This is a genomic window from Cupriavidus sp. 05N39, from assembly GCF_056397325.1.
Map to the genome: position 1 here is coordinate 19,931 of NZ_JBFTNE010000019.1, position 25,782 is coordinate 45,712.

The 25,782-nt window shown below is 66.1% G+C and carries 23 protein-coding genes; 18 read left to right on the forward strand and 5 right to left on the reverse strand.

The window, feature by feature from the left end:
* Positions 1-173: 173 nt before the first annotated feature.
* The 8 genes from AC1DN0_RS11760 to AC1DN0_RS11795 all read left to right on the forward strand — a co-directional run bounded on the left by AC1DN0_RS11760 (position 174) and on the right by AC1DN0_RS11795 (position 8,449).
* Positions 174-737, forward strand: a complete 564-nt coding sequence (locus AC1DN0_RS11760; protein WP_441628440.1) for an HdeD family acid-resistance protein — start codon at positions 174-176, stop codon at positions 735-737.
* 521 nt (positions 738-1,258) lie between these two features.
* Positions 1,259-3,031, forward strand: coding sequence for a glycosyltransferase family 39 protein (locus tag AC1DN0_RS11765; RefSeq protein WP_441628442.1), 1,773 nt, complete (start codon positions 1,259-1,261; stop codon positions 3,029-3,031).
* Complete coding sequence (locus AC1DN0_RS11770; protein ID WP_035862867.1) at positions 3,028-3,399, forward strand: DMT family transporter; 372 nt, start codon at positions 3,028-3,030, stop codon at positions 3,397-3,399. The genes AC1DN0_RS11765 and AC1DN0_RS11770 overlap by 4 nt, the downstream gene beginning before the upstream one ends.
* A 33-nt stretch (positions 3,400-3,432) precedes the next feature.
* Positions 3,433-4,596, forward strand: coding sequence for a DegT/DnrJ/EryC1/StrS family aminotransferase (locus AC1DN0_RS11775; RefSeq protein WP_441628444.1), 1,164 nt, complete (start codon positions 3,433-3,435; stop codon positions 4,594-4,596).
* Positions 4,575-5,567, forward strand: a complete 993-nt coding sequence (locus AC1DN0_RS11780) for a glycosyltransferase (RefSeq protein ID WP_035862864.1) — start codon at positions 4,575-4,577, stop codon at positions 5,565-5,567. Before AC1DN0_RS11775 ends, AC1DN0_RS11780 begins: the two co-directional genes overlap by 22 nt.
* Positions 5,555-6,496, forward strand: a complete 942-nt coding sequence (locus AC1DN0_RS11785; protein ID WP_441628447.1) for a formyltransferase — start codon at positions 5,555-5,557, stop codon at positions 6,494-6,496. Before AC1DN0_RS11780 ends, AC1DN0_RS11785 begins: the two co-directional genes overlap by 13 nt.
* Positions 6,493-7,545 carry a bifunctional UDP-4-keto-pentose/UDP-xylose synthase gene (locus tag AC1DN0_RS11790; protein ID WP_477145735.1) on the forward strand — a complete coding sequence of 351 codons (1,053 nt, stop codon included), beginning with the start codon at positions 6,493-6,495 and terminating at the stop codon, positions 7,543-7,545. The genes AC1DN0_RS11785 and AC1DN0_RS11790 overlap by 4 nt, the downstream gene beginning before the upstream one ends.
* Positions 7,546-7,558: 13 nt before the next feature.
* A complete protein-coding gene (locus AC1DN0_RS11795) occupies positions 7,559-8,449 on the forward strand; it encodes a polysaccharide deacetylase family protein (RefSeq protein ID WP_441628451.1) in 891 nt (296 codons plus the stop codon).
* A 51-nt stretch (positions 8,450-8,500) separates the two neighbouring features.
* Here the strand turns inward: AC1DN0_RS11795 and AC1DN0_RS11800 are convergent, their stop codons facing one another.
* A complete protein-coding gene (locus AC1DN0_RS11800) occupies positions 8,501-10,891 on the reverse strand; it encodes a heavy metal translocating P-type ATPase (RefSeq protein ID WP_477111531.1) in 2,391 nt (796 codons plus the stop codon).
* Positions 10,892-11,143: 252 nt separating this feature from the next.
* Here AC1DN0_RS11800 and czcI point away from each other — a divergent pair, with 252 nt between their 5' ends.
* The 4 genes from czcI to AC1DN0_RS11820 all read left to right on the forward strand — a co-directional run bounded on the left by czcI (position 11,144) and on the right by AC1DN0_RS11820 (position 17,705).
* Positions 11,144-11,539, forward strand: a complete 396-nt coding sequence (czcI, locus tag AC1DN0_RS11805) for a cation efflux protein, CzcI family (RefSeq protein WP_441628455.1) — start codon at positions 11,144-11,146, stop codon at positions 11,537-11,539.
* 76 nt (positions 11,540-11,615) lie between these two features.
* A complete protein-coding gene (locus AC1DN0_RS11810; RefSeq protein WP_477111530.1) occupies positions 11,616-12,884 on the forward strand; it encodes a TolC family protein in 1,269 nt (422 codons plus the stop codon).
* Positions 12,885-12,900: 16 nt separating this feature from the next.
* A complete protein-coding gene (locus AC1DN0_RS11815; RefSeq protein ID WP_441628459.1) occupies positions 12,901-14,487 on the forward strand; it encodes an efflux RND transporter periplasmic adaptor subunit in 1,587 nt (528 codons plus the stop codon).
* Positions 14,488-14,501: 14 nt separating this feature from the next.
* Complete coding sequence (locus AC1DN0_RS11820) at positions 14,502-17,705, forward strand: CusA/CzcA family heavy metal efflux RND transporter (RefSeq protein ID WP_441628461.1); 3,204 nt, start codon at positions 14,502-14,504, stop codon at positions 17,703-17,705.
* A gap of 148 nt (positions 17,706-17,853) precedes the next feature.
* On the opposite strand, the gene AC1DN0_RS11825 is transcribed toward AC1DN0_RS11820, so the two are convergent.
* Together AC1DN0_RS11825 and AC1DN0_RS11830 are read right to left on the reverse strand one after the other, a co-directional pair.
* Positions 17,854-19,296 (reverse strand): heavy metal sensor histidine kinase, encoded by a 1,443-nt coding sequence (locus AC1DN0_RS11825; protein WP_441628463.1) that lies wholly within the window; start codon positions 19,294-19,296, stop codon positions 17,854-17,856.
* Positions 19,297-19,321: 25 nt separating this feature from the next.
* Positions 19,322-19,996 (reverse strand): heavy metal response regulator transcription factor, encoded by a 675-nt coding sequence (locus AC1DN0_RS11830; RefSeq protein WP_035862957.1) that lies wholly within the window; start codon positions 19,994-19,996, stop codon positions 19,322-19,324.
* 177 nt (positions 19,997-20,173) lie between these two features.
* Between AC1DN0_RS11830 and AC1DN0_RS11835 the strand changes: the two genes are divergently transcribed.
* The 6 genes from AC1DN0_RS11835 (at position 20,174) to AC1DN0_RS11860 (ending at position 24,779) form a co-directional block, all read left to right on the forward strand.
* Positions 20,174-20,662: a hypothetical protein gene (locus AC1DN0_RS11835; protein ID WP_477102538.1), complete on the forward strand. Its 489-nt coding sequence runs from the start codon at positions 20,174-20,176 to the stop codon at positions 20,660-20,662.
* 87 nt (positions 20,663-20,749) lie between these two features.
* Positions 20,750-21,055 (forward strand): hypothetical protein, encoded by a 306-nt coding sequence (locus AC1DN0_RS11840; protein WP_441628469.1) that lies wholly within the window; start codon positions 20,750-20,752, stop codon positions 21,053-21,055.
* 9 nt (positions 21,056-21,064) lie between these two features.
* Complete coding sequence (locus AC1DN0_RS11845; protein WP_477145736.1) at positions 21,065-22,519, forward strand: TolC family protein; 1,455 nt, start codon at positions 21,065-21,067, stop codon at positions 22,517-22,519.
* Positions 22,520-22,521: 2 nt separating this feature from the next.
* Positions 22,522-23,835 (forward strand): multicopper oxidase family protein, encoded by a 1,314-nt coding sequence (locus AC1DN0_RS11850; RefSeq protein WP_441628473.1) that lies wholly within the window; start codon positions 22,522-22,524, stop codon positions 23,833-23,835.
* Positions 23,836-23,864: 29 nt separating this feature from the next.
* Positions 23,865-24,350, forward strand: a complete 486-nt coding sequence (locus AC1DN0_RS11855; RefSeq protein ID WP_441628475.1) for a cupredoxin domain-containing protein — start codon at positions 23,865-23,867, stop codon at positions 24,348-24,350.
* Between the two features lie 42 nt (positions 24,351-24,392).
* A complete protein-coding gene (locus tag AC1DN0_RS11860) occupies positions 24,393-24,779 on the forward strand; it encodes a copper-binding protein (protein WP_441628477.1) in 387 nt (128 codons plus the stop codon).
* A gap of 43 nt (positions 24,780-24,822) precedes the next feature.
* On the opposite strand, the gene AC1DN0_RS11865 is transcribed toward AC1DN0_RS11860, so the two are convergent.
* Positions 24,823-25,140, reverse strand: coding sequence for an H-NS family nucleoid-associated regulatory protein (locus AC1DN0_RS11865; RefSeq protein ID WP_441628479.1), 318 nt, complete (start codon positions 25,138-25,140; stop codon positions 24,823-24,825).
* Positions 25,141-25,302: 162 nt separating this feature from the next.
* Entirely contained in the window at positions 25,303-25,701 is a 399-nt protein-coding gene (locus tag AC1DN0_RS11870; protein WP_045241058.1) for a DUF350 domain-containing protein, read from the reverse strand.
* Between the last annotated feature and the right edge of the window lie 81 nt (positions 25,702-25,782).

The following is a 25,782-nucleotide window of genomic DNA, read 5'->3' on the forward strand; positions in this document are numbered from 1 at the left end:
CCTTTGCGCCTTTGTCCTCACATGATTCCTGTCTAGAATGATTTCACGCCCCCGTCCGTTCCGCCGAAGGATCGCTGGCTAGAAATTAGCGCTTTTTTGCACGCCTGTCTTGCCGATCTTCGACGGTCTTCATCACTGCTGGCCCGGTGCCGGCAGCTTGCAAGGGAGTTCCTATGCTTCAGTATTACGCCAAGCTTTGGTGGGTCGTGGCACTACGCGGCATTTTCGCCATTGTTTTCGGGTTTTGTGCCTTTTTCGCCCCCATTGCCACGCTGGCCGCGCTCGTGCTGCTGTTCGGCGCCTTTGCCGCCGCCGACGGCATCACCGCGCTGCTGATGGCAATCTCAGGCAGCCAGCGGGAAGCCAGTGATCGCGGCATCCTCGCACTTCAGGGCCTGCTTGGGCTTGGCGTGGGCCTGCTGACCTGGTTCAGCCCCGTTGTGACCGCGTTTTCCCTGCTGTTATATATCGCCGCCTGGACGCTCGCCACGGGCGTCTTGCAGATCGTCGCCGCCATACGCCTGCGTAAGGACATTCCTAATGAATGGTGGCTGGTGCTGGCCGGACTGGTCAGCATCGTGTTCGCCTTTTTGCTGCTTTGGCAACCGCTTGCCGGCGCGCTGGCGCTCCTATGGCTGATCGGTGCCTGGGCGGTGGTGTGCGGCATCCTGCTTATCGGCGTCTCGCTGCGTTTACGGGGCGCCAGAAACACGCCCAATACATCACTTTTAACCTGAGAGGCGCAACCTGCCTGGATCGGCCTGGGAGCGCTGGCCCAGCGAGCGGCGGCGGGTCCCGGCGGTCGTGCTAACATTGCGCGCCTTTGTCACATAGTAACTACGGTTAGTCATGCGGCAAGGGCATGGAAGGCCAAGCGCTTGGAAGGCATAAAAGCAAAGGCGGCCGGCAGGATCGATTGCCCTTACTTTGTGTCTACCGAAGCTACGGTTGCCGCGTTGTGATGTTTTCTCCGGGCTCCCCGTACCGTCTAGGGTGTGGCGCCAGCCGGAGTGATTTCCGGGACCTCAGGGCGGCAGCGGCATGCTAAGCGTGCTGGGGGCGGTCGCGCCATGGCGAACCGGTGCGCTTGCCTGCAATGGCCGCAGGCGGGGCAAACCAACGGGCCTGAAGCCGCAGGTTGTGGCGACTGGCCTACCCGGCGGCGGCAGGCGCCACGACCGTTACATTCCGTCAGGCCCGAGAATCGGCCGTTCCGGGCGCAAGCCCAACGGCCACCCGATCAGTTTCCAGGAGACGTATGCGTAGTTCCGTGACCTCGCGAGATACCTCGCGAAGCACCGCACAAGGTGTTTCGCAATCCGCCGGCCTGCCGATTGGCGCGATTGCACTGGTTTGCCTGTTTATTCTCCTGGTCTGGTTCGGCACGCTCGACGCACGCCACCTGCTGCGCTCCGATGAAGGGCGCTATGCCGAGATCGCCCGCGAGATGTTTGCCAGCGGTGACTGGGTCACGATTCGCTACAACGCGCTCAAATACTTCGAAAAGCCGCCCTTCCATATGTGGGTGACGGCCCTGTCCTACACCCTGTTCGGCGTAGGTGACTGGCAGGCCCGCCTCTGCGTGGCGCTGTCGGGCATGATCGGCCTGCTGGCTTCCGTGCTGGCGGCACATCGCTGGTATGGCGCGCGCGTCGCCCTGCTGACCGGCCTGGTCCTGGTGGCCGCGCCCATGTGGAGCGTGGCCGCGCACTTCAACTCGCTGGACATGACCCTGTCCGGCGCCATGGCCTGCGTGCTGGCCTTCATGCTGCTGGCCCAGCATCCCTCCGCCACGCCGGCCGCGCGCCGCTACTGGATGTGGGCTTGCTGGGTGGCCATGGGCGTGGCGATCCTGACCAAGGGCCTGGTGGGCATCGCCCTGCCGGGGCTGGTACTGGTGATCTACACCCTGGTTTCGCGCGATTTTGGCCTGTGGCGCCGCCTGCACCTGATCACCGGCATCGCGCTGATGCTGATCGTCACGGTGCCCTGGTTCTGGCTGGTGTCGGAGCGCAATCCGGAGTTCCTCAATTTCTTCTTTATCCATGAGCACTGGCAGCGCTATACCTCGACGGTGCACTCCCGCAAGGGCCCGCTATGGTATTTCGTGCCGCTGCTGGTGGCCGGCTTCATCCCCTGGCTGGGCCTGATGCCGCGCATGTGGCAGGCGATGCGCGGCGGCGCCGCCGCGGCCCGCACGGCCACCGTCAAACCATTCCAGCCGGCGTTGCTGGCAGGGATCTGGGCCATTGCCATCTTTGTCTTCTTCAGCCTGTCCAGCTCCAAGCTGCCCGGCTACATCGTGCCGATCTTCCCGGCTCTGGCTATCCTGGCGGCGGTCGCGCTCAAGGAGATTGACGAGAAGGCCTGGAAGCGCCAGCTCAATGGCATGCTGGTAGTGGCTGCGCTCGGCTTGCTGGCCAGCCCCGTGGTGGCCACCCTGAACTCCGACAATACGCCCAATGAACTGTACCGCCTGTTCGCGGTGTGGGTTGGCGCGGCCTTCGTGCTGATGCTCGGCGGCATCTTCCTGGCGCGCAAGCTGCTGGCCAGCAAAGGCCTGATGGTCAGCATCACGTTCTATGCGCTGGGCATGTTCAGCAGCTTTACCGTAGCGCTGCTCGGCCATGAAGTGATGGGGCGGCCGACTTCGGGCGTGGACATGGTCCCGGCCATCAAGGCGGTCCTTACCGATGACATGCCGATCTACGGCGTGCGCATGCTGGACCACACCTTGCCTTATTACCTGCGCCGCACCACCATCATGGTGGAATGGCCCGACGAACTCGAGTTCGGCACCAAGCAGGAGCCCGGGAAATGGCTGCCCACGCTGGAAGCCTTTATTGCAAAATGGCAGGATGGCCAGCACGCCGTAGGTATCATGTCGGCCTCCACCTACAAGCTGCTTGAAGAGCGCAAGGTGCCGATGTACAAGATCGGGCAAGACAAGCGCCGCGTGGCGGTCACCAATTTCCCGCCCCCCGGCCAGGCGCCGGCAGCAACACCGCAAGAACCGAACCGCGCGCCATGACGCTTTCCACCTTCGCATTTATCTTTACTGGCGTGCTGCTTAATGCGTGCGCCCAGTTGCTGCTCAAGGCCGGCACCAATGCGGTGGGCGCCATCACGCTCGACCGCGCCACGCTGTTCACCACCGCCCTGCGCGTGTTGACGCAGTGGCCGGTGCTGGCCGGGCTGACCCTGTATGTGGTCAGTGTCGGCGTATGGATCGTCGGCTTGTCGCGCGTCGATGTGTCGATCGCCTACCCGATGCTTTCGCTCGGTTATGTAGTGAATGCCCTGGCTGCCTGGTACCTGTTCGGCGAAATGATCGGCCCGATGCGCGTGGCCGGCATGCTGCTGATCCTCGCAGGCGTGTTCCTTGTTGCCCGTTCCTGATTACCGTCACCCCGTACCAAGAGCCTGATCGCCATGACCGCTACCGCTGCGCAAGCCTTCCTGCCCTTCGTCAAGCCGAATATTGACGCCGATGCCATCGCCGAGGTCGGCAAGGTGCTGGCCTCGGGCTGGATCACCTCCGGCCCCAAGATGCACGCTTTCGAAGCCGCCCTGTCCGAGCTGTTCGGCGGCCGCCCCGTGCGCACCTTCGCCAATGGCTCGGCGACGATGGAAATCGCGCTGCGCGTGGCCAATATCGGCCCCGGCGACGAAGTCATCACCACCCCGATTACCTGGGTGGCCACGGCCAATGTCGTGATCACGGTGGGTGCCAGGCCCGTCTTCGTCGACATCGACCCGCGCACGCGCAATATCGATCTTGACGCGGTGGAAGCCGCCATCACGCCGCGCACGCGCGCCATCATGCCGGTCTACCTGTCGGGCCTGCCGGTGGACATGGACCGTCTCTACGCAATCGCCCGCAAGCATGATCTGCGCGTGATCGAAGACGCCGCGCAGGCCATCGACTCGCGCTGGCGCGGCCAGCGCATCGGCGCCTTCGGCGACCTCGTCAGCTTCAGCTTCCAGGCCAACAAAAACATCACCAGCGTCGAAGGCGGCTGCCTGGTGATGAACTCGCCCGAGGAAGCCCAGCGCGCCGAGCGCCTTCGCCTGCAAGGCGTGATCCGCACCGGCATGGACGGCATGGACGTGGAGGAGCCCGGCGGCAAATTCAACCTGACCGATGTCAACGCCGCCATCGGCCTGTCGCAGCTCGCCCACCTGGACGCCATCACCGCGCGCCGCGCCGAACTGGCGGAGACCTATTTCCGCTGTGCGGCCGACAGCGGCCTGGCCGAACTCGGCATCGAACTGCCACTGCCGCGCGACGGCGACCTGGCCACCACCAACTGGCATATGTTCCAGGTGGTGCTGCCAGCCGAACGTATCGAAGGCGGGCGCAACGCCGTGATGGAAGCCATGCGCGAGCGTGGCATCGGYACCGGCGTGCACTACCCCGCCCTGCACCTGTTTTCTTATTACCGCTCCCTGGGCTGGCGCGAAGGCATGCTGCCGCATGCCGAACGCATCGGTCGGGGCATCGTCACGCTGCCGATGTTCCCCGCCATGCAAGCCGCCGATGTGGAGCGGGTATGCGCAACTCTTAGCGAAACATGCAAACGCCTCTTCAAATGAGCCCAGTCGAAGTCTCGGTCGTCATCCCTGTCTACAACGAGGAAGACGGCCTGCAAGCCCTGTTCGACCGGCTCTACCCGGCAATGGACGGACTCGGCTGCAGCTACGAGGTCATCTTCGTCAACGACGGCAGTCGCGACCGTTCGGCGCAGATCCTGGCCAGCCAGTTCCATCAGCGCCCTGACGTCACGCGCGTGGTCCTGTTCAACGGCAACTTTGGCCAGCACATGGCCATCCTGGCCGGCTTCGAGCACACCCGCGGCAAGATCGTGATCACCCTTGACGCCGACTTGCAAAACCCGCCGGAAGAAATCCCGCGGCTGGTGGCAACCATGCGCGAAGGCCACGACTACGTCGGCACCATCCGCCGCGAGCGCAACGACACCGCCTTCCGCCGCATTGCCTCCCGCGCCATGAACCGGCTGCGCGAACGCATCACGCGCATCAAGATGACCGATCAGGGCTGCATGCTGCGCGCCTACGACCGCAACGTCATCGACACCATCAACGCCTGCCGCGAGGTGAACACCTTCATTCCCGCGCTGGCTTATACCTTCTCCTCCAACCCGGTCGAGATCGTGGTGGAGCACGAGGAGCGCCACGCCGGCGAATCCAAGTACTCGCTGTTCCAGCTGATCCGGCTGAACTTCGACCTGGTGACCGGCTTCTCGATCGTGCCGCTGCAGTGGTTCTCCGCCATCGGCACGTTGCTTTCGCTGGCATCCGCCGGCCTGGTGGCCGTGCTGCTGGTACGGCGCTTTGTTCTCGGCGCGGAAGTGCAGGGTGTGTTCACCCTGCTCGCCTTCAACTTCTTCCTGGTGGGCATCATGCTGTTCGGCATCGGCCTGCTGGGCGAATACATCGGGCGCATCTACCAGGAGGTGCGCAACCGTCCGCGCTACCGCATCCAGGCCGTGCTCGAAGGCAGCCCGGAGCAGCAAAAGAAACCGGAGCCCTCGTGCGCGCAGTAGTCTTTGCTTATCACAACGTCGGCGACCGCTGCCTGCGCACGCTACGCGCGCGCGGCGTGGAGGTGGCGCTGGTGATCACCCACCGCGACCGCCCCGATGAAAACATCTGGTTCCGCCGCGTTGCCGATACCGCCGCCGAACTCGGCCTGCCCGTCTTGTACGGCGAAGACCCGGCCGACCCGGCGCTGGCCGCCGCGGTGGCCGCCGCGCGCCCGGACGTGATCTTCTCCTTCTACTACCGCGCGATGATTCCTGCGGCAGTGCTGGCGCTGGCGCCGCAAGGCGCGTTCAATATGCACGGCTCTCTGCTGCCCAGGTATCGTGGCCGCGTGCCGGTGAACTGGGCGGTGCTGCACGGCGAGACCGAAACCGGCGCCACGCTGCACGCCATGGAAGCCAAGCCGGATGCCGGCTATATCGTCGACCAGACCTCCGTGCCGATCCTGCCCGACGACACCGCCGGCGAAGTCTTCGAGAAGGTGACCGTCGCCGCCGAGCAAACGTTGTGGCGCGCCCTGCCCGCCATAATGTCCGGCAACACGCCGCAACTGCCCAACCGGCTGGCCGAAGGCAGCTACTTCTCGGGCCGCAAGCCCGAGGACGGCCGCATCGACTGGCAGCAACCCGCCGCGCAGGTGTATAACCTCATCCGCGCGGTAGCGCCGCCCTATCCCGGCGCCTTCACCGAGATCGGCGGACGCCGCTTCGTGGTGGCCCAGGCTCGCCGCCCGCAGGCGGCCCTGTTCCAGTCCGCCAGCGCCGCCCGCCCGGGCTTGCACGTGATCGACGGGCAGATCGTCGGCGTGTGCGGCGACGGCGGCGTGATCCTTGTACGCGAACTGCTGGACGATGGCGGCACCGCCGCCCCGGTCCCGGCAGACGCGCTTTCCGTATTTCTTACCGCATTGTCCAAAGAGGAAAACCGATGAAAAAGGTCCTGATTCTTGGCGTCAACGGCTTCATCGGCCACCACCTGACGCGCCGCATTCTCGAAACCACGTCGTGGGAAGTCTACGGCATGGACATGTCCAGCGACCGCCTTGGCGACCTGATCGACCATCCGCGCATGCACTTCTTTGAAGGTGACATCACCATCAACAAGGAGTGGATCGAGTACAACATCCGCAAGTGCGACGTGGTGCTGCCGCTGGTGGCCATCGCCACCCCCGCCACCTACGTGCGCCAGCCGCTGCGCGTGTTCGAACTGGACTTCGAAGCCAACCTGCCGATCGTGCGCGCCGCCGTGAAGTACGGCAAGCACCTGGTGTTCCCGTCCACCTCCGAGGTGTACGGCATGTGCCACGACGACGAATTCGACCCGGAATCCTCCGAGCTGATCTGTGGCCCGATCAACAAGCCGCGCTGGATCTATGCCTGCTCCAAGCAGTTGATGGACCGCGTGATCCACGCCTACGGCATGGAGCAAGGCCTGAACTACACGCTGTTCCGTCCGTTCAACTGGATCGGCGCCGGCCTGGATTCGATCTTCGAATCGAAGGAAGGCTCCTCGCGCGTGGTGACCCAGTTCCTGGGCCACATCGTGCGCGGCGAGCCGATCAAGCTGGTGGATGGCGGCGCGCAGAAGCGTGCCTTTGCCGACGTCACCGACGGCATCAGCGCCCTGATGCGCATCATCGAGAATCCGGACGGCGTTGCCACCGGCAAGATCTACAACATCGGCAACCCCCGCAATATCCACTCCGTGCGCGAACTGGCCGAGATGATGCTGAWGATGGCCGGCGACTACCCCGAGTACGCGGAAGAAGCCAAGAAGACCCAGATCGTGGAAACGTCCTCCGGCGATTTCTACGGCAAGGGCTACCAGGACGTGCAGAACCGCGTGCCGAAGATCGACAACACCGTGGAAGAACTCGGCTGGAAGCCGGAGGTCAGCATGGAAGACGCGCTGCGCGCCATCTTCGAAGCCTACCGCGGCAAGGTCGTGGAAGCGCGCACCCTGGTCGATTCGGCCAACTGAGCGCAAGCACCCGATGGCCCGTATCGCCCTCAAGGTCGACGTCGACACGCTGCGCGGCACCCGCGAAGGCGTGCCGGCGCTGCTCTCCATGCTGGCCCGCGTGCGGGCCGAGGCTACGTTTCTCTATAGCCTTGGCCCCGACCACACCGGATGGGCGCTGCGGCGCGTGTTTCGTCCCGGTTTCCTGAAGAAAGTCTCGCGCACCTCGGTGGTGTCGAACTACGGACTGCGCACGCTGATGTACGGCGTGCTGCTGCCCGGCCCCGACATCGGCCGCAAAGGCGCGGCCGAGATGCGCGCGGCGCGTGCGGCGGGACACGAATGCGGCATCCACACCTGGGACCATGTCTACTGGCAGGACAACGTGCGCGAGCGCGATGCCGCCTGGACCCGGCGCCAGATGCAAAGCGCATTCGACCGCTACGTCGAGATTTTCGGCGAAGCGCCGCCCACGCATGGCGCCGCCGGCTGGCAGATGAACGATGATGCCTTCCGCCAGATCGACGACTGGGGCATGGCGTATGCCTCCGACGGCCGCGGCACCGCGCCGTACATCCCCACCGTCGATGGCGTCGCATGCCGCCATGTGCAGATGCCCACCACGCTGCCAACGCTGGACGAGCTCATCGGCGTGGACGACCTGACCGAGGATAACGTCCACAAGGCCGTGCTGCGCCTGAGCGAAGGCGAGCGCGACCATGTCTTCACGCTGCACACGGAACTGGAAGGCGGGAAACTTGCGCCGGTGTTCAACCGGCTGCTGGATGGCTGGCGCGCGCAAGGGCATGAACTGGTATCGATGGGCACGTTCTACCGCCATCTCGATCCAGCCAGCCTGCCAACGGCGCCTGTTACCTGGGGCGCTATCGAAGGCCGCAGCGGCGAATTGATCATCCAGCCCTGACACCACGGCAAAAGGATTCTCGCGCCCCCTTCCCAGGGGGYGCGTCCGTTTTCAGGCGCGCCCTGCCTTCGCCAGGCGCAAGCCGTTGAACACTACCAGCAAGCTCGCCCCCATGTCGGCGAACACCGCCATCCACATGGTGCCCACGCCCATTACCGTCAGCGCGAGGAACACCGCCTTGATGCCAAGCGCCAGGATGATGTTCTGCTTCAATATGGCCGACGTCTGACGTGACAACCGGATAAATGCCGGGATCTTGCGCAGGTCGTCATCCATCAGCGCCACATCGGCGGTCTCGATCGCCGTGTCGGTTCCGGCGGCGCCCATGGCAAAGCCGATATCGGCGCGGGCCAGCGCGGGCGCGTCGTTGACGCCGTCACCCACCATGCCCACGACCACGCGCTTGCCGCCGCCCGCGCCACCCTCGGCCCCCTTCACGCTCAGCGCCGCAATGGCATCCGCCTTGTCCTGCGGCAGCTGATTGCCGCGCGCCTCGTCGATCTGTACCTGGGCGGCGATGGCCTGGGCCGTATGCGGGTTGTCGCCGGAGAGCATCAGCGTCTTGACGCCCAGCGCATGCAACTCCGCCACCGCCTGGCGGCTGCTGTCCTTGACCGTGTCCGCCACGCCGAACAGCGCCTCGACGCCGTGGTCGGCGCCCAGCAGCACGACTGTCTTTCCTTGCCGCTCCAGCGCTTCCAGCGTGGCTTCCAGTTCCGGCGAGCACAGCCCGCGGTCGTGGATCAGACGATGATTGCCCAGGTAGTAGGCGCGGCCGCTCACGCTGCCGCTGACGCCGTAACCCGGCAGCGCCGCGAAATCCTGCACTTCCAGCACCGCAAGGCCCTCGGCGCGCGCGGCGTTCGCCACGGCCATGGAGACCGGATGGTCGGAGCGGGCCGCGAGGCTGGCCGCGATGACGCGCGCCCTCTCGCTGGCCGCCGCGCCGCCCGCCACGATCTCGCCCAGTGGCTGGAAATCGGTCTGGACCGGCTTGCCGTGCGTGATGGTGCCGGTCTTGTCCAGCGCCAGCCATTTGAGATCCTTGCCCTGCTCCAGATAGACGCCACCCTTGATCAGGATGCCGCGCCGCGCGGCCGCGGCCAGCCCGCTGACAATGGTCACCGGCGTGGAGATCACCAGCGCGCATGGGCAGGCAATCACCAGCAGCACCAGCGCCTTATAGATCCAGGCGCTCCAGTCGCCATCCAGTACCAGCGGCGGCACCACGGCCACCATCACGGCGCCGAGGAACACCAGCGGCGTGTAGATGCGGGCAAAGCGATCGACAAAGCGCTGCGTGGGCGCGCGGCTGCCTTGCGCCGCCTCCACCGCGTGGATGATGCGCGCCAGCGTGGACCCGCTGGCCGGCGCCGTGACTTCGTACTCCAGTTCGCCCGCCTGGTTGATGGTGCCGGCAAACAGCGCATCGCCCACTGCCTTGTCGACCGGCACGCTCTCGCCGGTGATCGGTGCCTGGTCCAGCGTGGACTGGCCGCGCAGCACGCGGCCGTCGAGCGCCACACGCTCGCCGGGACGCAGCCGCACCAGCGCGCCGATGGGCACCGCGCAGGCATCCACCGGCAGCCAGTTGCCGTCCAGCTGCCGCACCGTGGCCTGCTCCGGCGCCATCGCCATCAAGCCGCGCACGGCATTGCGGGCGCGGTCCAGCGATGCCGCCTCGATGCGCTCGGCCAGCGCAAACAGCACCATGACCATGGCGGCCTCCGGCCATTGCCGGATCAGCATGGCGCCGGTGACGGCGATACTCATCAGCGCATTGATATTCAGGTTACCGTTGGACAGTGCAATCCAACCCTTCTTGTAGACGCCAAGCCCGGCCATGGCCACGGCCGCCAGTGCCAACAGGGGGGCCAGCCAATCCTGGGCAGGCACTTGCAGCCATCCCACCACCTCCGCACCGAGCGCGGCCACGCCGGCCAGCGCCAGCGGCCACCACGGCTTGGCGGCCTGCAGTGGCAACGCCGCCGCCTGCTCCGACAGCGGTTCGGCCTTCATGCCGAGGCTCTCGATGGCGCGCACCACCGGATCCAGAGAATCCAGCGTATGGTGCACCGTCAGTACGCGCTGCATCAGGTTGAACTGGAGCGCCGCCACGCCGGCCATGCTGCCCAGCTTGTTCCGGATCAGGGTCTCTTCCGTGGGGCAGTCCATCGCGTCGATGCGATAGCTGGCCGCGGCGGCGCCTGCCGGGACCGAAACGGGAGCCGCGGGCGCCGCACTGGCGCAGCCGCAGCACGCCGGGCTGGCAGCTTGGGCGCGGTGATCGTGAACATGATCATGGCCATGCTTGTGGTCCTCGCCATGGTCATGCTGGTGCACATGCTCGTGCTTGTGCGCGTGGTCATGTGCGTGTGAATGCCCGTGATCGGCACCCTTCTGGTCACGAAGCGAGGCTTGGTCTGGCGTGGCGCTAGGCATGGCGGTTTTTCCTGCTTGTTATTGCTTACCGTCCATTTAAGACCCTGGAGCGACTACAGGGTCAAGCGCATTGTGAATCATTCTCAAAGTGCAACATCCGGCGCCTCCGCGGGGAACCTCGCTGGTGGCCCGCACTCGAACCCGGCTTGAATGCAAGCGGCTGACCCGATACGGCACCTGCCGCCGCCTTTTGCGCCAGTGTTAAGCCACAGTCGCACAAGGGTCATGCTTCCTGCCTATATAATCCGCCGCATGCGACGTTTCCTGATCCTGCTTTTCGCCATCATGCTGCCGCTCCAGTTCGCCTGGGCCGGTGCGGCGGCGTATTGCCATCACGAAAGCGCACCGCAGGACAACACGATCGCGGCGGCCAGCGACAACTGGCATTTCGGCCACCATAGCCACGCCCACCAGGGCAAGGTCAGCCAGCACGGCAGTACCGACAGCAAGGACGGCAAGGGCAATATCAAGCTGCCCGATCTCGACTGCGCCGTCTGCCACTTTGCCAGCGCCCAGCTGGTTCTGCCGGACCTCGGCGCGACCGCCTTGCATCACGGCGTGGCCATCAGCTACCGGGCGCTTGCCGCGTCCTACCTGTCGGCGCCCGGCGCCCCCCCCGACCGCCCGCAGTGGTCTCTCGCCGTCTGACCGGCGAGACGACTCCCTTTACCTCCAGACTCTCGTCTCGCCGAACTTCCCTGGCTTTTTTCCCCGGTGAAATTCGATGAGAACACTTGTGATGCCGCTCGGGCTGGCGGCAGCTTTGCTCAGCCCTGCCGCGTTCGCCCAGAACGCGGCGACCACGCCATTCCCCGCTGCACAGGCAGCCCGGCAAATCGCGGAGCCTGCCGGCAGGCTAACGCTGGAAGATGCGCTCGCCCTCGCGGCCGGACGCAATTTCACGCTTTCGGCAGCCGGCCATGAACTTGATGCTGCCGAGGGCGGCATCATGCAGGCGCGCACCATCCCCAACCCGGAAGTCGCGGTGCTGTTCGAGGACAACCGCCGCGACACCCGCACCACAACGGCCCAGGTCAACCTGCCGGTCGAACTTGGCGGCAAGCGCTCCGCGCGGATCGGCGCGGCGCAGAAAGCGCGCGAACTCGCGCAATCGCAACTGGGCGCGACCCGCACCGACTTGCGCGCCGCCGTTGTAGGCGGCTTCTTTGCGGTGGTTATCGCACAGGAGCGCGTCAGGCTTGCGCGGGGCTCGGCCGATATCGCCGCCAAGGGCGCGCTGGCCGCGGCCCGCCGCGTGGCCGCCGGCAAGATCGCGCCGCTCGAGGAAAGCAAGGCGCGCGTCGAACAGGCCAATGCCGAGCTCGAAGTCGCCGACGCCGAGGCCGCGCTAGCCGTAGCGCGGCAGGCCCTGGCTGGCCTGTGGGGCAGCAGCGAAGCCCGCTTCCTTGAGGCCGCGGGCAATCTGGACACCCTCCCCGCGCGCCCCGACGGCGCCACCCTGATGCAAGCACTGGACAGCGCGCCGGAACTGGCGAACAGCCGGTTGGAGATGGAGCGGCGGCAGGCCGTCATTGGCGTGGAACGCAGCCGCCAGTATCCAGACCTGACCGTCAGCCTGGGCAGCAAGCGCGACAACAGTTCCGATCGCGGCACCATGCCTGTGCTGGGCGTGTCGCTGCCGTTGCCGCTATTCGACCGCAACCAGGGCAATCTGTACGCCGCCATGCGCCAGGCCGACAAGGCCGCCGACGAGTACCGCGCGACGCAGGTGCGGCTCGCCAATGAACTGCAGCAAGCCGCGCGGCAACTGACCGTATCCCGGACTTCGGCCGAAGCCCTCAAAGGCACCGTGCTGCCTGCCGCCCAGCAAGCCTACGAGGCCGCCACGCGAGGCTTCGAAGCCGGCAAGTTCAACTTCCTCGACGTGCTCGATGCGCAGCGCACCTGGTTCCAGGCGCGCATCCGCTATCTCGGCGTGGTCGCCACCGCCTACCAGGCCGCCACCACCATCGACCGCATTCTTGGCCGTTGAGTCAAAGGAACCCATCATGGCAATCAGCAGCAAGCAAAAAACGAGCATCGCCATCATCCTGGCCGGCGGCGCACTGGCCGGCGCGGCATTGATCTTCACCGGCCGCGGCAACAGCGCGGCCGAAGGCGGACACGGCGCGCATACTGAGGCCGCCGCCCACAACGACGGCGAGCATCACGACGGCAAAGCCGGCGCCGCGCACGACGACGACGCCGCACATGGCGACGGCGAGCATCACGAAAGCAGCACAGGCCCCAATGGCGGACAGTTGTTCAGGCAAGGCGATGCCAGCGTGGAAGTGCTGGTGGCCGAAGCCGGCGCCAGTGAAGGCGGCCCGCGCATGCGGATCTGGGTCGCACAAGGCGGCAAGGCCGTGGCGCCGGCGGGCATCAAGGTGTCGGGGCAACTGCAGCGCCTCACCGGCGAGAAGGAACCGCTGGTTTTCCGGCCCGCCGGGTCCTACCTGCAAAGCGAAGCCACGATCGCGGAACCGCACGCGTTCGATGCCAGCCTGAATGTGACGCTGCCGGCCAGCAACGCGCCCATCGCAATCAAGCTCGGCAAGGAAGAAGGCCGCGTCGAGATGACGCCCGGGCAGATCCAGGGCGCCGGGCTCACGCTGCTCGCCGCCGGCCCTGCGCGTATCGAGGCAACAGTCTCCTTCCCCGGCGAGATCCGCTTCAACGAGGACCGCACCGCCCACGTGGTGCCGCGCGTAGCCGGCGTGGTGGAAAGCGTGTCGGCCAACCTTGGGCAGCAAGTGAAAAAAGGCGACTTGCTGGCGGTGCTGGCCAGCACCGCGCTGTCCGACCAGCGCAGCGAACTGCTGGCCGCGCAAAAACGCCTGGAACTGGCCGAATCGACCTTCCAGCGCGAGAAGAAGCTCTGGGAAGACAAGATTTCCGCCGAGCAGGACTACCTGGCTGCGCGCACCGCGCTACAGGAAGCGCGCATCGCCACGCAAAACGCCACGCAGAAGCTGACCGCCATTGGCGCCAGCGGCAATGCGGGCGGCAAGTCGCTCAACCGCTTCGAGCTGCGCGCCCCCTTCGACGGCACCGTGGTGGAGAAGCACCTGGCGCTAGGCGAAGCCGTGGCGGCCGACGCCAACGTGTTCATCATCTCGGACCTGAGCACGGTATGGGCCGAATTCGTGATCGCGCCCAAGGACCTGGACCGCGTGCGCGTCGGCGAGAAGGTGAAGATCGCCTCCACCGCCTTCGACGGCAAGGCCGAGGGAACTGTCTCGTATGTCGGATCCCTGCTGGGCCAGCAAACCCGCACGGCTACGGCCCGCGTTACCCTGCCCAACCCGAAGATGGCCTGGCGTCCCGGCTTGTTCGTTACCGTGGGTGTGACCGATTCCAGCGCCGAGGTGCCGGTGGCCATCGACGCCCAGGCGCTGCAAAGCATTGGCGAACAGCAGGTGGTGTTCGTTGCCGTGCCGGGCGGCTTCCTGGCGCAGCCGGTCAAGACCGGACGCAGCGACGGCAAGCGGGTCGAGATCACGCACGGGATGCAGGCCGGCTGGAAGTACGTGGCCGGCAACAGCTTCGTGATCAAGGCCGAGTTGGGCAAGGCCGGCGCCGAGCATAGCCACTAAGCGGAGACACCATCATGTTTGAACGAATGATCCGCTTTGCCATCGAGCAGCGGTGGCTGGTGCTGCTGGCCGTATTCGCCATGGCGGCGCTCGGCATCTACAACTACAGCCGGCTGCCCATCGACGCGGTGCCCGACATCACCAACGTGCAGGTGCAGGTCAACACGTCCGCGCCAGGCTACTCGCCGCTCGAAACCGAGCAGCGCGTCACCTATCCGATCGAAACCGCCATGTCCGGGCTGCCCGGGCTGGAGCAAACCCGTTCGCTGTCGCGCTACGGCCTGTCCCAGGTGACGGTGATCTTCAAGGACGGCACCGACATCTACTTCGCGCGCCAGCTTGTCAACCAGCGCATCCAGGAAGCCGCGCAGAACCTGCCCACGGGCGTGGCGCCGCAGATGGGCCCGATCTCGACCGGGCTCGGCGAGATCTACCTGTGGACGGTGGAAGCCGAGGACGGCGCAAGGAAGGCCGACGGCACGCCGTACACCCCGACCGATCTGCGCGAGATCCAGGACTGGGTCATCAAGCCACAGCTACGCACCGTGCCCGGCGTGACAGAGATCAACTCCATTGGCGGCTTCGCGAAGGAATACCTCGTGGAGCCAAGCCCGGAACGGCTGGCTTCCTACGGCCTGAGCCTGCAGGACGTGGTAGCGGCGCTGGAGAAGAACAACGCCAACGTGGGCGCCGGCTATATCGAACGGCGCGGAGAGCAATACCTGGTGCGCGCGCCGGGACAGGTCAAGTCCATCGACGATATCCGCGAGATCATCGTCGGCAGCGCGCAAGGCCAGCCCATCCGCATCCGCGACCTCGCCGACGTGGGAATCGGGCGTGAACTGCGTACCGGCGCCGCTACGGACAACGGGCGCGAAGTGGTGCTGGGCACCGTCTTCATGCTGATCGGCGAGAACAGCCGTGCCGTGTCGCAAGCGGTAGACCAGCGCATGGCTGCCATCAACCGTTCCCTGCCGGCGGGCATCAAGGCCGTCACGGTGTACGACCGCACGGTGCTGGTCGACCGCGCCATCGCCACCGTCAAGAAGAACCTGGTCGAGGGCGCGATCCTGGTGATCGTGATCCTGTTCCTGTTCCTCGGCAACCTGCGCGCCGCCATCATCACCGCGCTGGTGATCCCGCTATCCATGCTGTTTACGTTCACCGGCATGGTGACCTACAAGATCAGCGCCAACCTGATGAGCCTGGGCGCGCTGGACTTCGGCATCATCATCGATGGCGCGGTGGTGATCGTGGAGAACTGCGTGCGGCGGCTGGCGCATGCCCAGCAACAGCACGGCCGCCCGCTCACCCGCAGCGAACGCTTCCACGAAGTCTTTGCCGCCGCCAGGGAGGCACGCCGGCCGCTGATCTTCGGCCAGCTCATCATCATGATCGTCTACATCCCGATCTTTGCGCTGACCGGCGTGGAGGTCAAGATGTTCCACCCGATGGCGATGACGGTGGTGCTGGCGCTGATCGGGGCCATGATCCTGTCGGTGACCTTCGTGCCTGCGGCGGTAGCGCTGTTTATCGGCGACAAGGTGGCCGAGAAGGAAAATCGCCTGATGCTGTGGGCCAAGCGCGCCTATGCGCCGATGCTCGGCAAGACCATCGCCAACACACCGGTGGTGCTGACCCTTGCCGCCGTGGCGGTGCTGCTGAGCGGCCTGGTGGCGACGCGCCTGGGCAGCGAGTTCATCCCCAACCTGAACGAAGGCGATTTCGCCGTGCAGGCGCTGCGCATTCCCGGCACCAGCCTGACGCAGTCGCTCGCGATGCAGCAACAGATCGAGACGCGCCTCAACGAGAAATTCCCCGAGATCGAGCGCGTGTTCGCCCGCACCGGCACCGCCGAGATCGCCTCGGACCCGATGCCGCCCAACGCGTCCGACGGCTACATCATGCTCAAGCCGCGGGCAAAGTGGCCCGATCCGTCCAAGACGCGCGACCAGTTGCTGGCGGAGATGGAGGCCGAACTGGCGACCATCCCCGGCAATAAGTACGAATTCTCGCAGCCGATCCAGTTGCGGTTCAATGAACTGATCTCCGGGGTGCGCAGCGACGTGGCCGTGAAGATTTTCGGCGACGACAACGCCGTGCTTGAGGATACCGCGCAAAAGGTCGCCACCGTGCTGCAATCCATCCCCGGCGCGACCGAAGTCAAGGTCGAGCAGACCAGCGGCCTGCCGGTGCTCACGGTGGAGGTGGACCGTGCCCGCGCGGCCCGCTACGGCCTCAATATGACCGACGTGCAGGACACGGTGGCCATCGCCGTCGGCGGGCGCGATGCCGGCATCTTCTTCCAGGGTGACCGCCGCTTCAATATCGGCGTGCGCTTGCCGGAAGGCATCCGCGCCGATGTGGAAGCGCTGCGGCGCCTGCCGATTCCCCTGCCCAAGGGAACCACGGCAAGCGCCAGCTACATCCCGCTGGGCGAAGTGGCAACGCTCACCCTCGCCCCCGGCCCCAACCAGGTCTCACGCGAGAACGGCAAGCGCCGCATCGTGGTCAGCGCCAATGTACGCGGGCGTGACGTAGGCACCTTCGTGCCGGATGCCATGGCCACGCTCGATCGCCAGGTCAGGATCCCCGCCGGCTACTGGGTCACCTGGGGCGGCACCTTCGAGCAACTGCAATCCGCCACCACGCGGCTGCAGATCGTGGTGCCGGTGGCGTTGCTGATGGTGTTCGTGCTGCTGTTTGCCATGTTCGGCAATATGCGCGATGGCCTGCTGGTCTTTACCGGCATCCCCTTTGCGCTCACCGGCGGCATTCTGGCGCTGTGGCTACGGGACATTCCGCTGTCGATCTCGGCGGCGGTGGGATTTATCGCCCTGTCCGGCGTGGCGGTGCTAAACGGACTGGTCATGCTGTCTTTCATCCGCAGCCTGCGCGAAGAAGGCAAGCCGCTGGATGAAGCCATCCAAACTGGGGCGCTAACCCGGCTGCGCCCGGTATTGATGACGGCGCTGGTGGCATCGCTGGGCTTTATCCCGATGGCGATCGCCACCGGGACCGGAGCTGAAGTGCAGCGCCCGCTCGCCACGGTGGTGATCGGCGGCATCCTGTCATCCACCGCGCTGACCTTGCTGGTGCTGCCGGTGCTCTACCGGCTGGCCCATCGGCGGGATGAGGATGAGGCTGGCCAGGTGCGCGAAGCTGGCAACGAACGCCTGGCCGGTGCGGATCCGGCGCCAGCGTTGCCCAACGGCTAAGACCTGGGGAAGTTCACGCGGGCCTCTTCAAACGGGCCTGCGTGGACGAGGTCCGATGACCCCGCCTTGGGCGCGGCCTGGCCTGCCAGGGAAGAGCCGTCGACATGGCTCCGCACAATCGGCTCCCCTGCGCTTCGTCCCTTAACCTTCAAACCTTGGCCGGCCGCGCGCCGGTCGCCTGAGGCATCAGCGGAAACGTCAGCTCCGCCACCGTCTCGCCAGGCAAGCTGCGCAGGCTGACGCTGCCGCCATGCAGGCGCATGATGGTGTCGACGATGGCCAGCCCGAGCCCGGTGGAGGCCGCCGAATTGCTGCGCGCAGGATCTCCCCGGTAGAAGCGCCCGAATACATGCGGCAGCGCCTCCGGTGCGATCCCGCCACCGCCGTTGCCCACCCGGATCCTGGTGGCATGGGCGTCCGCCACCACCCGGATGTCCACGGCGCTGCCGGCGGGCGCATGGCGCAGGGCGTTGTCGACGAGGTTGGTCACCGCGCGGCGCAGCAAGGTCTGGTCGGCATGCACGCTGCCCTGCCCCGCCAGCTGCACCTTGATATCGCGGTCCGCGGCAACGGCCTCGTAATACTCTGCCACCTTGTCCAGCTCCGCCCTCGCGTCCAGCTCGCGCACCTTCATGGCCACCTGCGCATGGTCGGCACGCGCGAGAAACAGCATGTTCTCGATCATGCGGGCCAGGCGCTCGTATTCCTCCAGGTTGGACTCCAGCAGGTTTTCGTACTCCTGCACCGGCCGGCTCTGGCCGAGCGTGACCTGGGTCTGGCCGATCAGGTTGCTGATGGGGGTGCGGAAATCATGCGCGAGGTCGGCCGAGAATTCGGAGAGCCGGCGAAAGCCATCCTCCAGGCGCGCCAGCATGTCGTTAAGCGCAGCCACCAGCGCGCGCAGTTCGGTGGGCGCCTGCCCGGCATCGAGGCGCGTGGCAAGCCGGCTCATGGTGACGGCCGAGGCATCCTCGGCCATGCGCCTGAGCGGACGCAAGCCGCGCCTGGCCAACAGATAGCCCAACCCGGCCGCCACCGCCGCGCCGCACAGCGTGGCCCAGAGCATCTGGGTCTGGTATGCCTTCATCAGCGCGACGCGGTACCCTGCGTCGCGCAGCACCACGATCTCGACCGCGCGATCGGAATCTCCCAGTTGCCCAAGCGCGGAGATGCCGCGTGAAGCAACGCCGTTGCGCGGGTACCAGGTGTGCAGCCGCGATTTATCGGGGTGCGTCTCGGCAGGCAGCACGGGCAACACCGGCACCGGTTCATGGCGCGGATTGAGGCTCACCAGCGGCGCGCCCTCGCTGCCGCGTACCAGCAGGATCAGGCCTTCATGGCCCAGCGCGAGATCGGCAAAGCGATGTGTGTCGGCCCGGATCTCCTCCTCCGAACTGACTTCGCGCAGCAGGTGCCGCACCAGCAGGACTTCGCTGACCAGTTCGCTCTCGTCGCGATCCTGCAGCTGGGCGGCAAGCGCGCTCGCCAGGTAAGTGCCTACGGCCACCAGGATGGCCACGGTGGCGGCGCCATAGGCCAACGCAAGCCGTGCCGTGAGCGATGCCGGCAGACGCAGTACGGCGCGGATCAAGAGGCGGCCCCTGACATCGCCCGGCTCACAGGGCCTCCTCTTCCAGTACGTAGCCCATGCCCCTGCGGGTGTGGATCAGCTTGCGGGGGAAGGGATCGTCCACCTTGGCGCGCAGCCGGCGGATGGAAACATCGACCACATTGGTATTGCTGTCGAAATTCATGTCCCATACGTGCGAGGCGATCAGCGAACGCGACAGCACTTCGCCGCTGCGGCGCGCCAGCAGTTGCAGCAGCGCGAACTCCTTGGAGGTCAGCTCGAGCTTCTGCCCGTCGCGGGTGACACGCCGCTTGACTGTGTCGATCTGCAGGTCCGCCACTTCGATCAGCTCGCTTTCACGCAAGGGGCCGCGCCGCAGGATGGTACGGATGCGCATGACCAGTTCGGCAAAAGCGAAGGGCTTGACCATATAGTCGTCAGCGCCCAGCTCCAGGCCCTTGAGCCGGTCCGAGAGCTCGTCGCGCGCGGTCAGGAACAAGACCGGCGTATCGCGCTCGCGCCGCAGTTCCTGGAGCACCTGCCAGCCATCCATGCCCGGCAACATCACATCCAGCACGATCAGGTCGTACTCCTGGCCGCGCGCATGGGCAAGCCCGTCCACGCCGTCGCGTGCCAGGTCCACCACGAAACCGGATTCAGTCAGGCCCTTGCGCAGGTAGTCGCCTGCCTTGGGTTCGTCTTCAACAATCAATATGCGCATTTCCATTCACTCCGAGCCATCTGCCGGCCATCCGCCGGTTATTGCGCGGCCCGGCAAGACCGACACGCTATACGAGGAAAACCCCCCGCGGCAAAAGATGACAGGTTTGTCATGTTCGCGTCACGCTTCCGCACCTTTCAATGCAGGTACAATGACGGCTGCCATTCTCCTGCCCCGATGAAACGTTTCCTGAGCTCCTTCCTGCTATGTCTCGCCATGATCGCGCTGCCCGCACAGGGTGTCGCGGCGGCAGTCATGATGGTCTGCAGCGCGGCGCAGTCGGTGCAGGGATCCCACGGGCTGCCGACCGATTCGCCTGCCATGACATCGATGATGTTACGTCATGCGGCAATGAAATCGCAGGCGGAGGATGCGCTTGGCGGCCATGCCAGCGCGCACTGCCATGACGCCGCGGACCCGGCGCATGACCAGGCCGACGTGACAGACATCGCCGACCAATCCAGCCTGCAGGATCACCACGCCAGCCATGGCGCCGGTGGTGCCTGCAGCGCCTGTGCCGCCTGTGCGCTCGGGGCGGTCATGCCCACGATCCTGCCTGAACTCGCCCTGGCCAGCCACGGCCATGCCGCACCGGCAGCCGCCCTGGCCGCCTATACCGGTTTCCTTCCCTCGCCCTCGTACCGCCCGCCCGCCGCACGCTGCTGACACCCGAGGTGCGCCCAGCGCACGCTCATCCCCCGTTCGTTTTGCCCCGCGCCGCTAACCGCGCCACCCACGAACACTGAGGTTGTCATGCATTTCGTCCGCATTTTCGCGGCGGCTTGCCTGCTGCTCGGACCGGCCTTGTCGCCGGCCCAGTCCAGCGCACCTGCCGCCAATCCGCTCGACCCCGGCGCATCCGTGCCGCCCTTGCCGGCACTGAACGTGCTCGCCGGCTACGTGCCGTTCCAGGCCCAGCCGATCGCCCCATGGCGGGAGTCCAATGCCCAGGTCGCGCCCCCGGCAAGCAAGGACGCGCCGAGCGCCGGCGCGCCGATACCCGCTTGCAAGCCTGCCACGCCTGGGCAGGCGAGCGCCAGCCACGGCCACCACCACTAAGGGCGCCGCATGTCTCTCCGATTGCCATTCCGGCCCGGGCTGGCGGCAGCGGCTTGCGCCCTGCTGCTGGCCGGCTGCGCCGGATTTTCCCCTGATGGCGGCTTCGGCACCGCGGCCACCGCCGCGCGCGAACGCCTCGGCAAGGACGCCCTCTGGGTGCGCTCCGATGAGGATCGCGCCGCCGTCTTCGAGCGCACCCAGGCCTTGCTGGCGCAGCCGCTCGATGCCGACAGCGCGGTACAGATCGCGCTACTCAACAACGCCGGCTTGCAGGCGGCCTTTGCCGAACTCGGTATCTCCGAGGCCGAATACGTGCAGGCCACGCGCCTGCCCAACCCTGGTTTTTCCTTCAGCCGCAAGCGCCAGGGCGACGACCTGAAGATCGACCGCGCCATCTCGGTCGGCCTGATGAACCTGCTGGTGCTGCCGCTGGCGGCCCGCATCGAACAGGACCGCTTTGCCCAAACCCGGCTGGCCGTGGCCGACACCTTGCTGCGGCAAGCGCTGGAGACGCGCAAAGCCTTCGTCAATGCGGTCGCCGCGGAACAATCGGCACGCTATGCCGAGCAGGTGAAGAATGCCGCCGAGACGGGCGCGCTGTTCGCTCGCGACCTCGCGCGGGCGGGTAACGTCAGCGCGCTGGATCACGCGCGCGAGCAAGCCTTCTATGCCGACGCCGCCACCCAACTCGCGCGTGCGCGCCAGCAGGCCCTGGCAGCGCGCGAGCAGCTGACGCGCCGCCTCGGCCTGTGGGGTACCGGCGCGCAATACCGGCTTCCCGAGCRCTTGCCCGACCTGCCTAAAGCCAGGCCCGCGCTGGCCGACCTGGAGGGCTATGCCATTGCCAGCCGGCTTGACCTGCAAGCCGGCCGGTTGCAGCTGGACAGCCTGGCACGCTCGCTAGGCCTGACCAGGGCGACGCGCTTTATCAGCGTGCTCGATGTGAGCTACCTGAGCAACTCGGAGACCGCCAAGCCGCGCGAAACGGGTTACAGCATCGATATCGAGATCCCGCTGTTCGACTGGGGCGGCGCCCGCGTGGCCCGCGCCGAAGCGGTCTATATGCAAGCCGCCAGCCGGCTGGCGGAGAGCGCCATCAATGCCCGCTCGGAAGTCCGCGAGAGCTATGCCGGCTACCAGGCGCGCTACGACATCGCGCGGCACTACCGCGACGAAGTGGTGCCGCTGCGCAAGCGCATCTCCGACGAGGGCTTGCTGCGCTACAACGGCATGCTGGTCAGCGTATTCGAACTGCTGGCCGATGCACGCGAGCAGGTGGGCGCGGTGAATGGCTATCTCGACGCGCTGCGCGAGTACTGGGTGGCCGAAACCGAGCTCCAGGGCGCGCTCGGCGGACGGCTGCCGGAAGCCGGCGTCTCGCCGCCGCCCGCATCGCCCTCTTCCTCCAATGCGCCCCCGGCCCCCGCAAGCCCGGCATTTCCGGCCTCGCCCAAAGGACAATGACCATGGTTACCCGTAGACAATTCCTGCATGGCTCCGGCGCCACCATGCTCGGCGCGGCGCTGGTGACGCGCGCCGGCGCCGCGGTGCTGCCCGAAGCCGCGCTGCAAGCCAGCGCCGCCACCCAGCCGCCGCTGGCGCCGGCCACCGGCCGTCCGTACAACCCGGTGGCCACGCTCAATGGCTGGACCCTGCCGTGGCGGATGCGCCAAGGCTGGAAAGAGTTCCACCTGGTAGCGGAACCCGTCGAGCGCGAATTCGCGCCCGGCATGAAAGCCCACCTGTGGGGCTACAACGGCCAGAGCCCCGGCCCCACCATCGAGTGCGTCGAAGGCGACAAGGTGCGCATCTTCGTCACCAACAAGCTGCCTGAACACACGACCGTGCACTGGCACGGGATCATCCTGCCCGCCGGCATGGACGGCGTGGGCGGCTTGTCTCAGCCGCATATCCCACCCGGCAAGACCTTTGTCTACGAGTTCGAGATGAAGCACGCCGGCACCTTCATGTACCACCCGCATTCGGATGAAATGGTGCAGATGGCGATGGGCATGATGGGCTTCCTGGTGGTGCACCCGAAGGATCCCGCGCAGATGCGGGTCGACCGGGACTTCGTCTTCCTGATCTCGGCCTACGACATCGATCCCGGATCCTATACACCGCGCGTGGCCGAGATGACGGACTTCAATATGTGGACCTGGAACAGCCGCGTGTTCCCCGGCATCGACAGCCTGCCGGTGCGCCTGGGCGATCGCGTGCGCATCCGCTTTGGCAATCTCACCATGACCAACCACCCGATCCACCTGCACGGGCACCGCTTCGAGGTGAGCGGCACCGACGGCGGCTGGGTGCCGCCGTCCGCGCGCTGGCCGGAAGTCACCACCGACGTGGCGGTGGGGCAGATGCGCGCGATCGAGTTCGTCGCCGACAACCCGGGCGACTGGGCATTCCACTGCCACAAGTCGCACCACACCATGAACGCCATGGGCCACCAGATGCCGACCATGATCGGCGTCAAGCAGAAGGACCTGGCCAAGCGCATGAATGCGCTGGTGCCCGACTACATGGCGATGGGCGAGGCCGGCATGGCGGATATGGGCGGCATGGAAATGCCGCTGCCCGACAACACGCTGCCGATGATGACCGGGCAGGGACCATTCGGGCCGATCGAGATGGGCGGCATGTTCAGCGTGCTCAAGGTGCGCGCCGGCCTTGGCCGCAACGACTACCGGGACCCCGGCTGGTACCGCCACCCGAAAGGCACGGTTGCCTTCGAGTACGCCGGCACGCCCGGCGCAAGCCATTCATCGCACCAATGAGCATGTCAACACGATCAAGGAAAGAAAAGATGCGCAAAATGCAATCCCGTGCCGCGGCCGCCGCCAGCGCCCTGTCCCTCGCGCTTGTGTGCGCCAGCGCCCTCGCCGCGGGCAACCACGGCAGCCATCATGGCGATGGCCCCAGCGCCATCGGCGAGCCTGGCGATCCGGCCAGCGTGAGCCGCACCATCAAGGTCGACATGACCGACAACATGCGCTTCAGCCCGTCGGACATCACCGTGCAGGCCGGCGAAACCATCCGCTTCGTCGTCCGCAACGCCGGCAAGCTACGGCACGAGATGGTGCTCGGCAGCGAGGCCGACCTGCAAGCCCACTATGCCGACATGCTGAAAATGCCCGGGATGGAACACGCCGACCCCAATGCCGTCACGCTGGAAGCCGGACAGAGCGGAGAAATGCTGTGGCGTTTCACGCGCGGCGGCCACGTCGCCTTTGGCTGCCTGCTGCCCGGCCACTATGACGCCGGCATGCGGGGACAGGTCAGCGTGCGCTAAACATCCATGTATCGAATACCAAGCAATGAGGAAGGCATCCCCATGAAAATCCGCAAGATCCTGCTTGCGCTGCTGCCCCTGCTGGCGGCGGCCACCATCCTGCCGGCCCGCGCCGCCGCCGACACTGGCAATAGCGTCAATCCCGCGGACACCGGGAATGCCGCCGGGGCGCCCGGCGCGGTCCAGGCGGAGGCAGCGCCCATGACCGATGGCGAAATCCGCAAGGTGGATGCCGCTGCCGGCAAGCTCACCATCCGGCATGGCCCTATCGCCAACCTGGATATGGGCGCCATGACCATGATCTTCCGTGTGCAAGACCCCGCCCTGCTGGAGCAGGTCAAGGAAGGCGACCGGGTGAAGTTCATCGTGGTCCGCGCCAACGGCGTGCTGACGATAACGACGCTTGCGGTGCAGCCTCCGGCGCAGTGAGGCGCACCCGGCGGGCTTGGCGCCCGGGGGATGCCCGGAAGTGTTATCCGACGCGGAAAAAGTCGATCGTCTGTCCGGCATTGACCGCGCGCTGCAGCCATTCCGGGCGCTCGCCGGTTCCGTCCCAGCTCTGCCCCATGGCATTGCGGTACAGCGGCCGCGCGGGTTTTTCCGCCTCTGCTGCCGGCGCGGGAGCCGGTGCGGGAACGGCAAGTGTCGCCGCCGGCATCACCGGGGCAGGCGCCGGGGGTGCAGCAAAACAGCCCGCTTCAAGTAAATCGTCGAGCGTGAGGCCGTGGAGGTCCATCTGCTCACGGACCCACGTCGCCGCGGCTATTTTGGCTTCATCAGACTCTGACATGACTTTCGTAATTGACTTTCCCGGCGGCGGATGGCCAGCAAAGCGGAGGAAGGGGGATCGCCAGGCGGATCGAGCCGCCTGTATAGGGCACGATTTTACAGGGTCTTGCGCCCATGCTGGCACAGACATTTCCCAAGCGGTATCCCCATCGCCGCCATGCGCCTATGCCAGGCAGGCGGCATTGACGATGCCCGCGGAAAGCGACACTACGCCCATCAGCGCGCCCATGCCGCGGTTGTCCGCAGTAATTTGTTCGCTGACGCCGTGCAGCGCCCGCGCCACAAGCACATAGGCCAGCACCTGCACCACGAAGGCACCGAACCCCCAAAGCACAAACATCGAGAAGGCGGCATTGTGCTGGATGCTGGCCGACAACGTCAGAGAAAACCCCAATACCGCGCCGCCCAGCGATAAGGCGGCCGCCACATTCCCCTGGCGGATCAACTCGAACTCACGGTGCGGCGTAATGCGCGTATACACCAACAGGAATAATCCCAGCATGGCGAAACTGGCGAGAATATAAATCAGGTAGGCGTAAACCGGCTGCAGCGGGAATGTCATTTGGACTCCTGGTTATTTCGTACCGGCCGCCTGGATCGGATACAGCATGCCGGATAGGTCAAATCGTGTGCCAAGCAAGAA

What these genes read in the sequence shown, in the direction of transcription:
- AC1DN0_RS11770 (WP_035862867.1), top strand. Translation starts at nt 3,028, where the DNA reads ATGACGCTTTCCACCTTCGCATTTATCTTTACTGGCGTGCTGCTTAAT.
- AC1DN0_RS11800 (WP_477111531.1), bottom strand. Translation starts at nt 10,891, where the DNA reads ATGCCTAGCGCCACGCCAGACCAAGCCTCGCTTCGTGACCAGAAGGGT.
- AC1DN0_RS11780 (WP_035862864.1), top strand. Translation starts at nt 4,575, where the DNA reads ATGCAAACGCCTCTTCAAATGAGCCCAGTCGAAGTCTCGGTCGTCATC.
- czcI (WP_441628455.1), top strand. Translation starts at nt 11,144, where the DNA reads ATGCGACGTTTCCTGATCCTGCTTTTCGCCATCATGCTGCCGCTCCAG.
- AC1DN0_RS11815 (WP_441628459.1), top strand. Translation starts at nt 12,901, where the DNA reads ATGGCAATCAGCAGCAAGCAAAAAACGAGCATCGCCATCATCCTGGCC.
- AC1DN0_RS11850 (WP_441628473.1), top strand. Translation starts at nt 22,522, where the DNA reads ATGGTTACCCGTAGACAATTCCTGCATGGCTCCGGCGCCACCATGCTC.
- AC1DN0_RS11855 (WP_441628475.1), top strand. Translation starts at nt 23,865, where the DNA reads ATGCGCAAAATGCAATCCCGTGCCGCGGCCGCCGCCAGCGCCCTGTCC.
- AC1DN0_RS11865 (WP_441628479.1), bottom strand. Translation starts at nt 25,140, where the DNA reads ATGTCAGAGTCTGATGAAGCCAAAATAGCCGCGGCGACGTGGGTCCGT.
- AC1DN0_RS11760 (WP_441628440.1), top strand. Translation starts at nt 174, where the DNA reads ATGCTTCAGTATTACGCCAAGCTTTGGTGGGTCGTGGCACTACGCGGC.
- AC1DN0_RS11810 (WP_477111530.1), top strand. Translation starts at nt 11,616, where the DNA reads ATGAGAACACTTGTGATGCCGCTCGGGCTGGCGGCAGCTTTGCTCAGC.
- AC1DN0_RS11765 (WP_441628442.1), top strand. Translation starts at nt 1,259, where the DNA reads ATGCGTAGTTCCGTGACCTCGCGAGATACCTCGCGAAGCACCGCACAA.
- AC1DN0_RS11835 (WP_477102538.1), top strand. Translation starts at nt 20,174, where the DNA reads ATGAAACGTTTCCTGAGCTCCTTCCTGCTATGTCTCGCCATGATCGCG.
- AC1DN0_RS11840 (WP_441628469.1), top strand. Translation starts at nt 20,750, where the DNA reads ATGCATTTCGTCCGCATTTTCGCGGCGGCTTGCCTGCTGCTCGGACCG.
- AC1DN0_RS11870 (WP_045241058.1), bottom strand. Translation starts at nt 25,701, where the DNA reads ATGACATTCCCGCTGCAGCCGGTTTACGCCTACCTGATTTATATTCTC.
- AC1DN0_RS11860 (WP_441628477.1), top strand. Translation starts at nt 24,393, where the DNA reads ATGAAAATCCGCAAGATCCTGCTTGCGCTGCTGCCCCTGCTGGCGGCG.
- AC1DN0_RS11795 (WP_441628451.1), top strand. Translation starts at nt 7,559, where the DNA reads ATGGCCCGTATCGCCCTCAAGGTCGACGTCGACACGCTGCGCGGCACC.
- AC1DN0_RS11820 (WP_441628461.1), top strand. Translation starts at nt 14,502, where the DNA reads ATGTTTGAACGAATGATCCGCTTTGCCATCGAGCAGCGGTGGCTGGTG.
- AC1DN0_RS11830 (WP_035862957.1), bottom strand. Translation starts at nt 19,996, where the DNA reads ATGCGCATATTGATTGTTGAAGACGAACCCAAGGCAGGCGACTACCTG.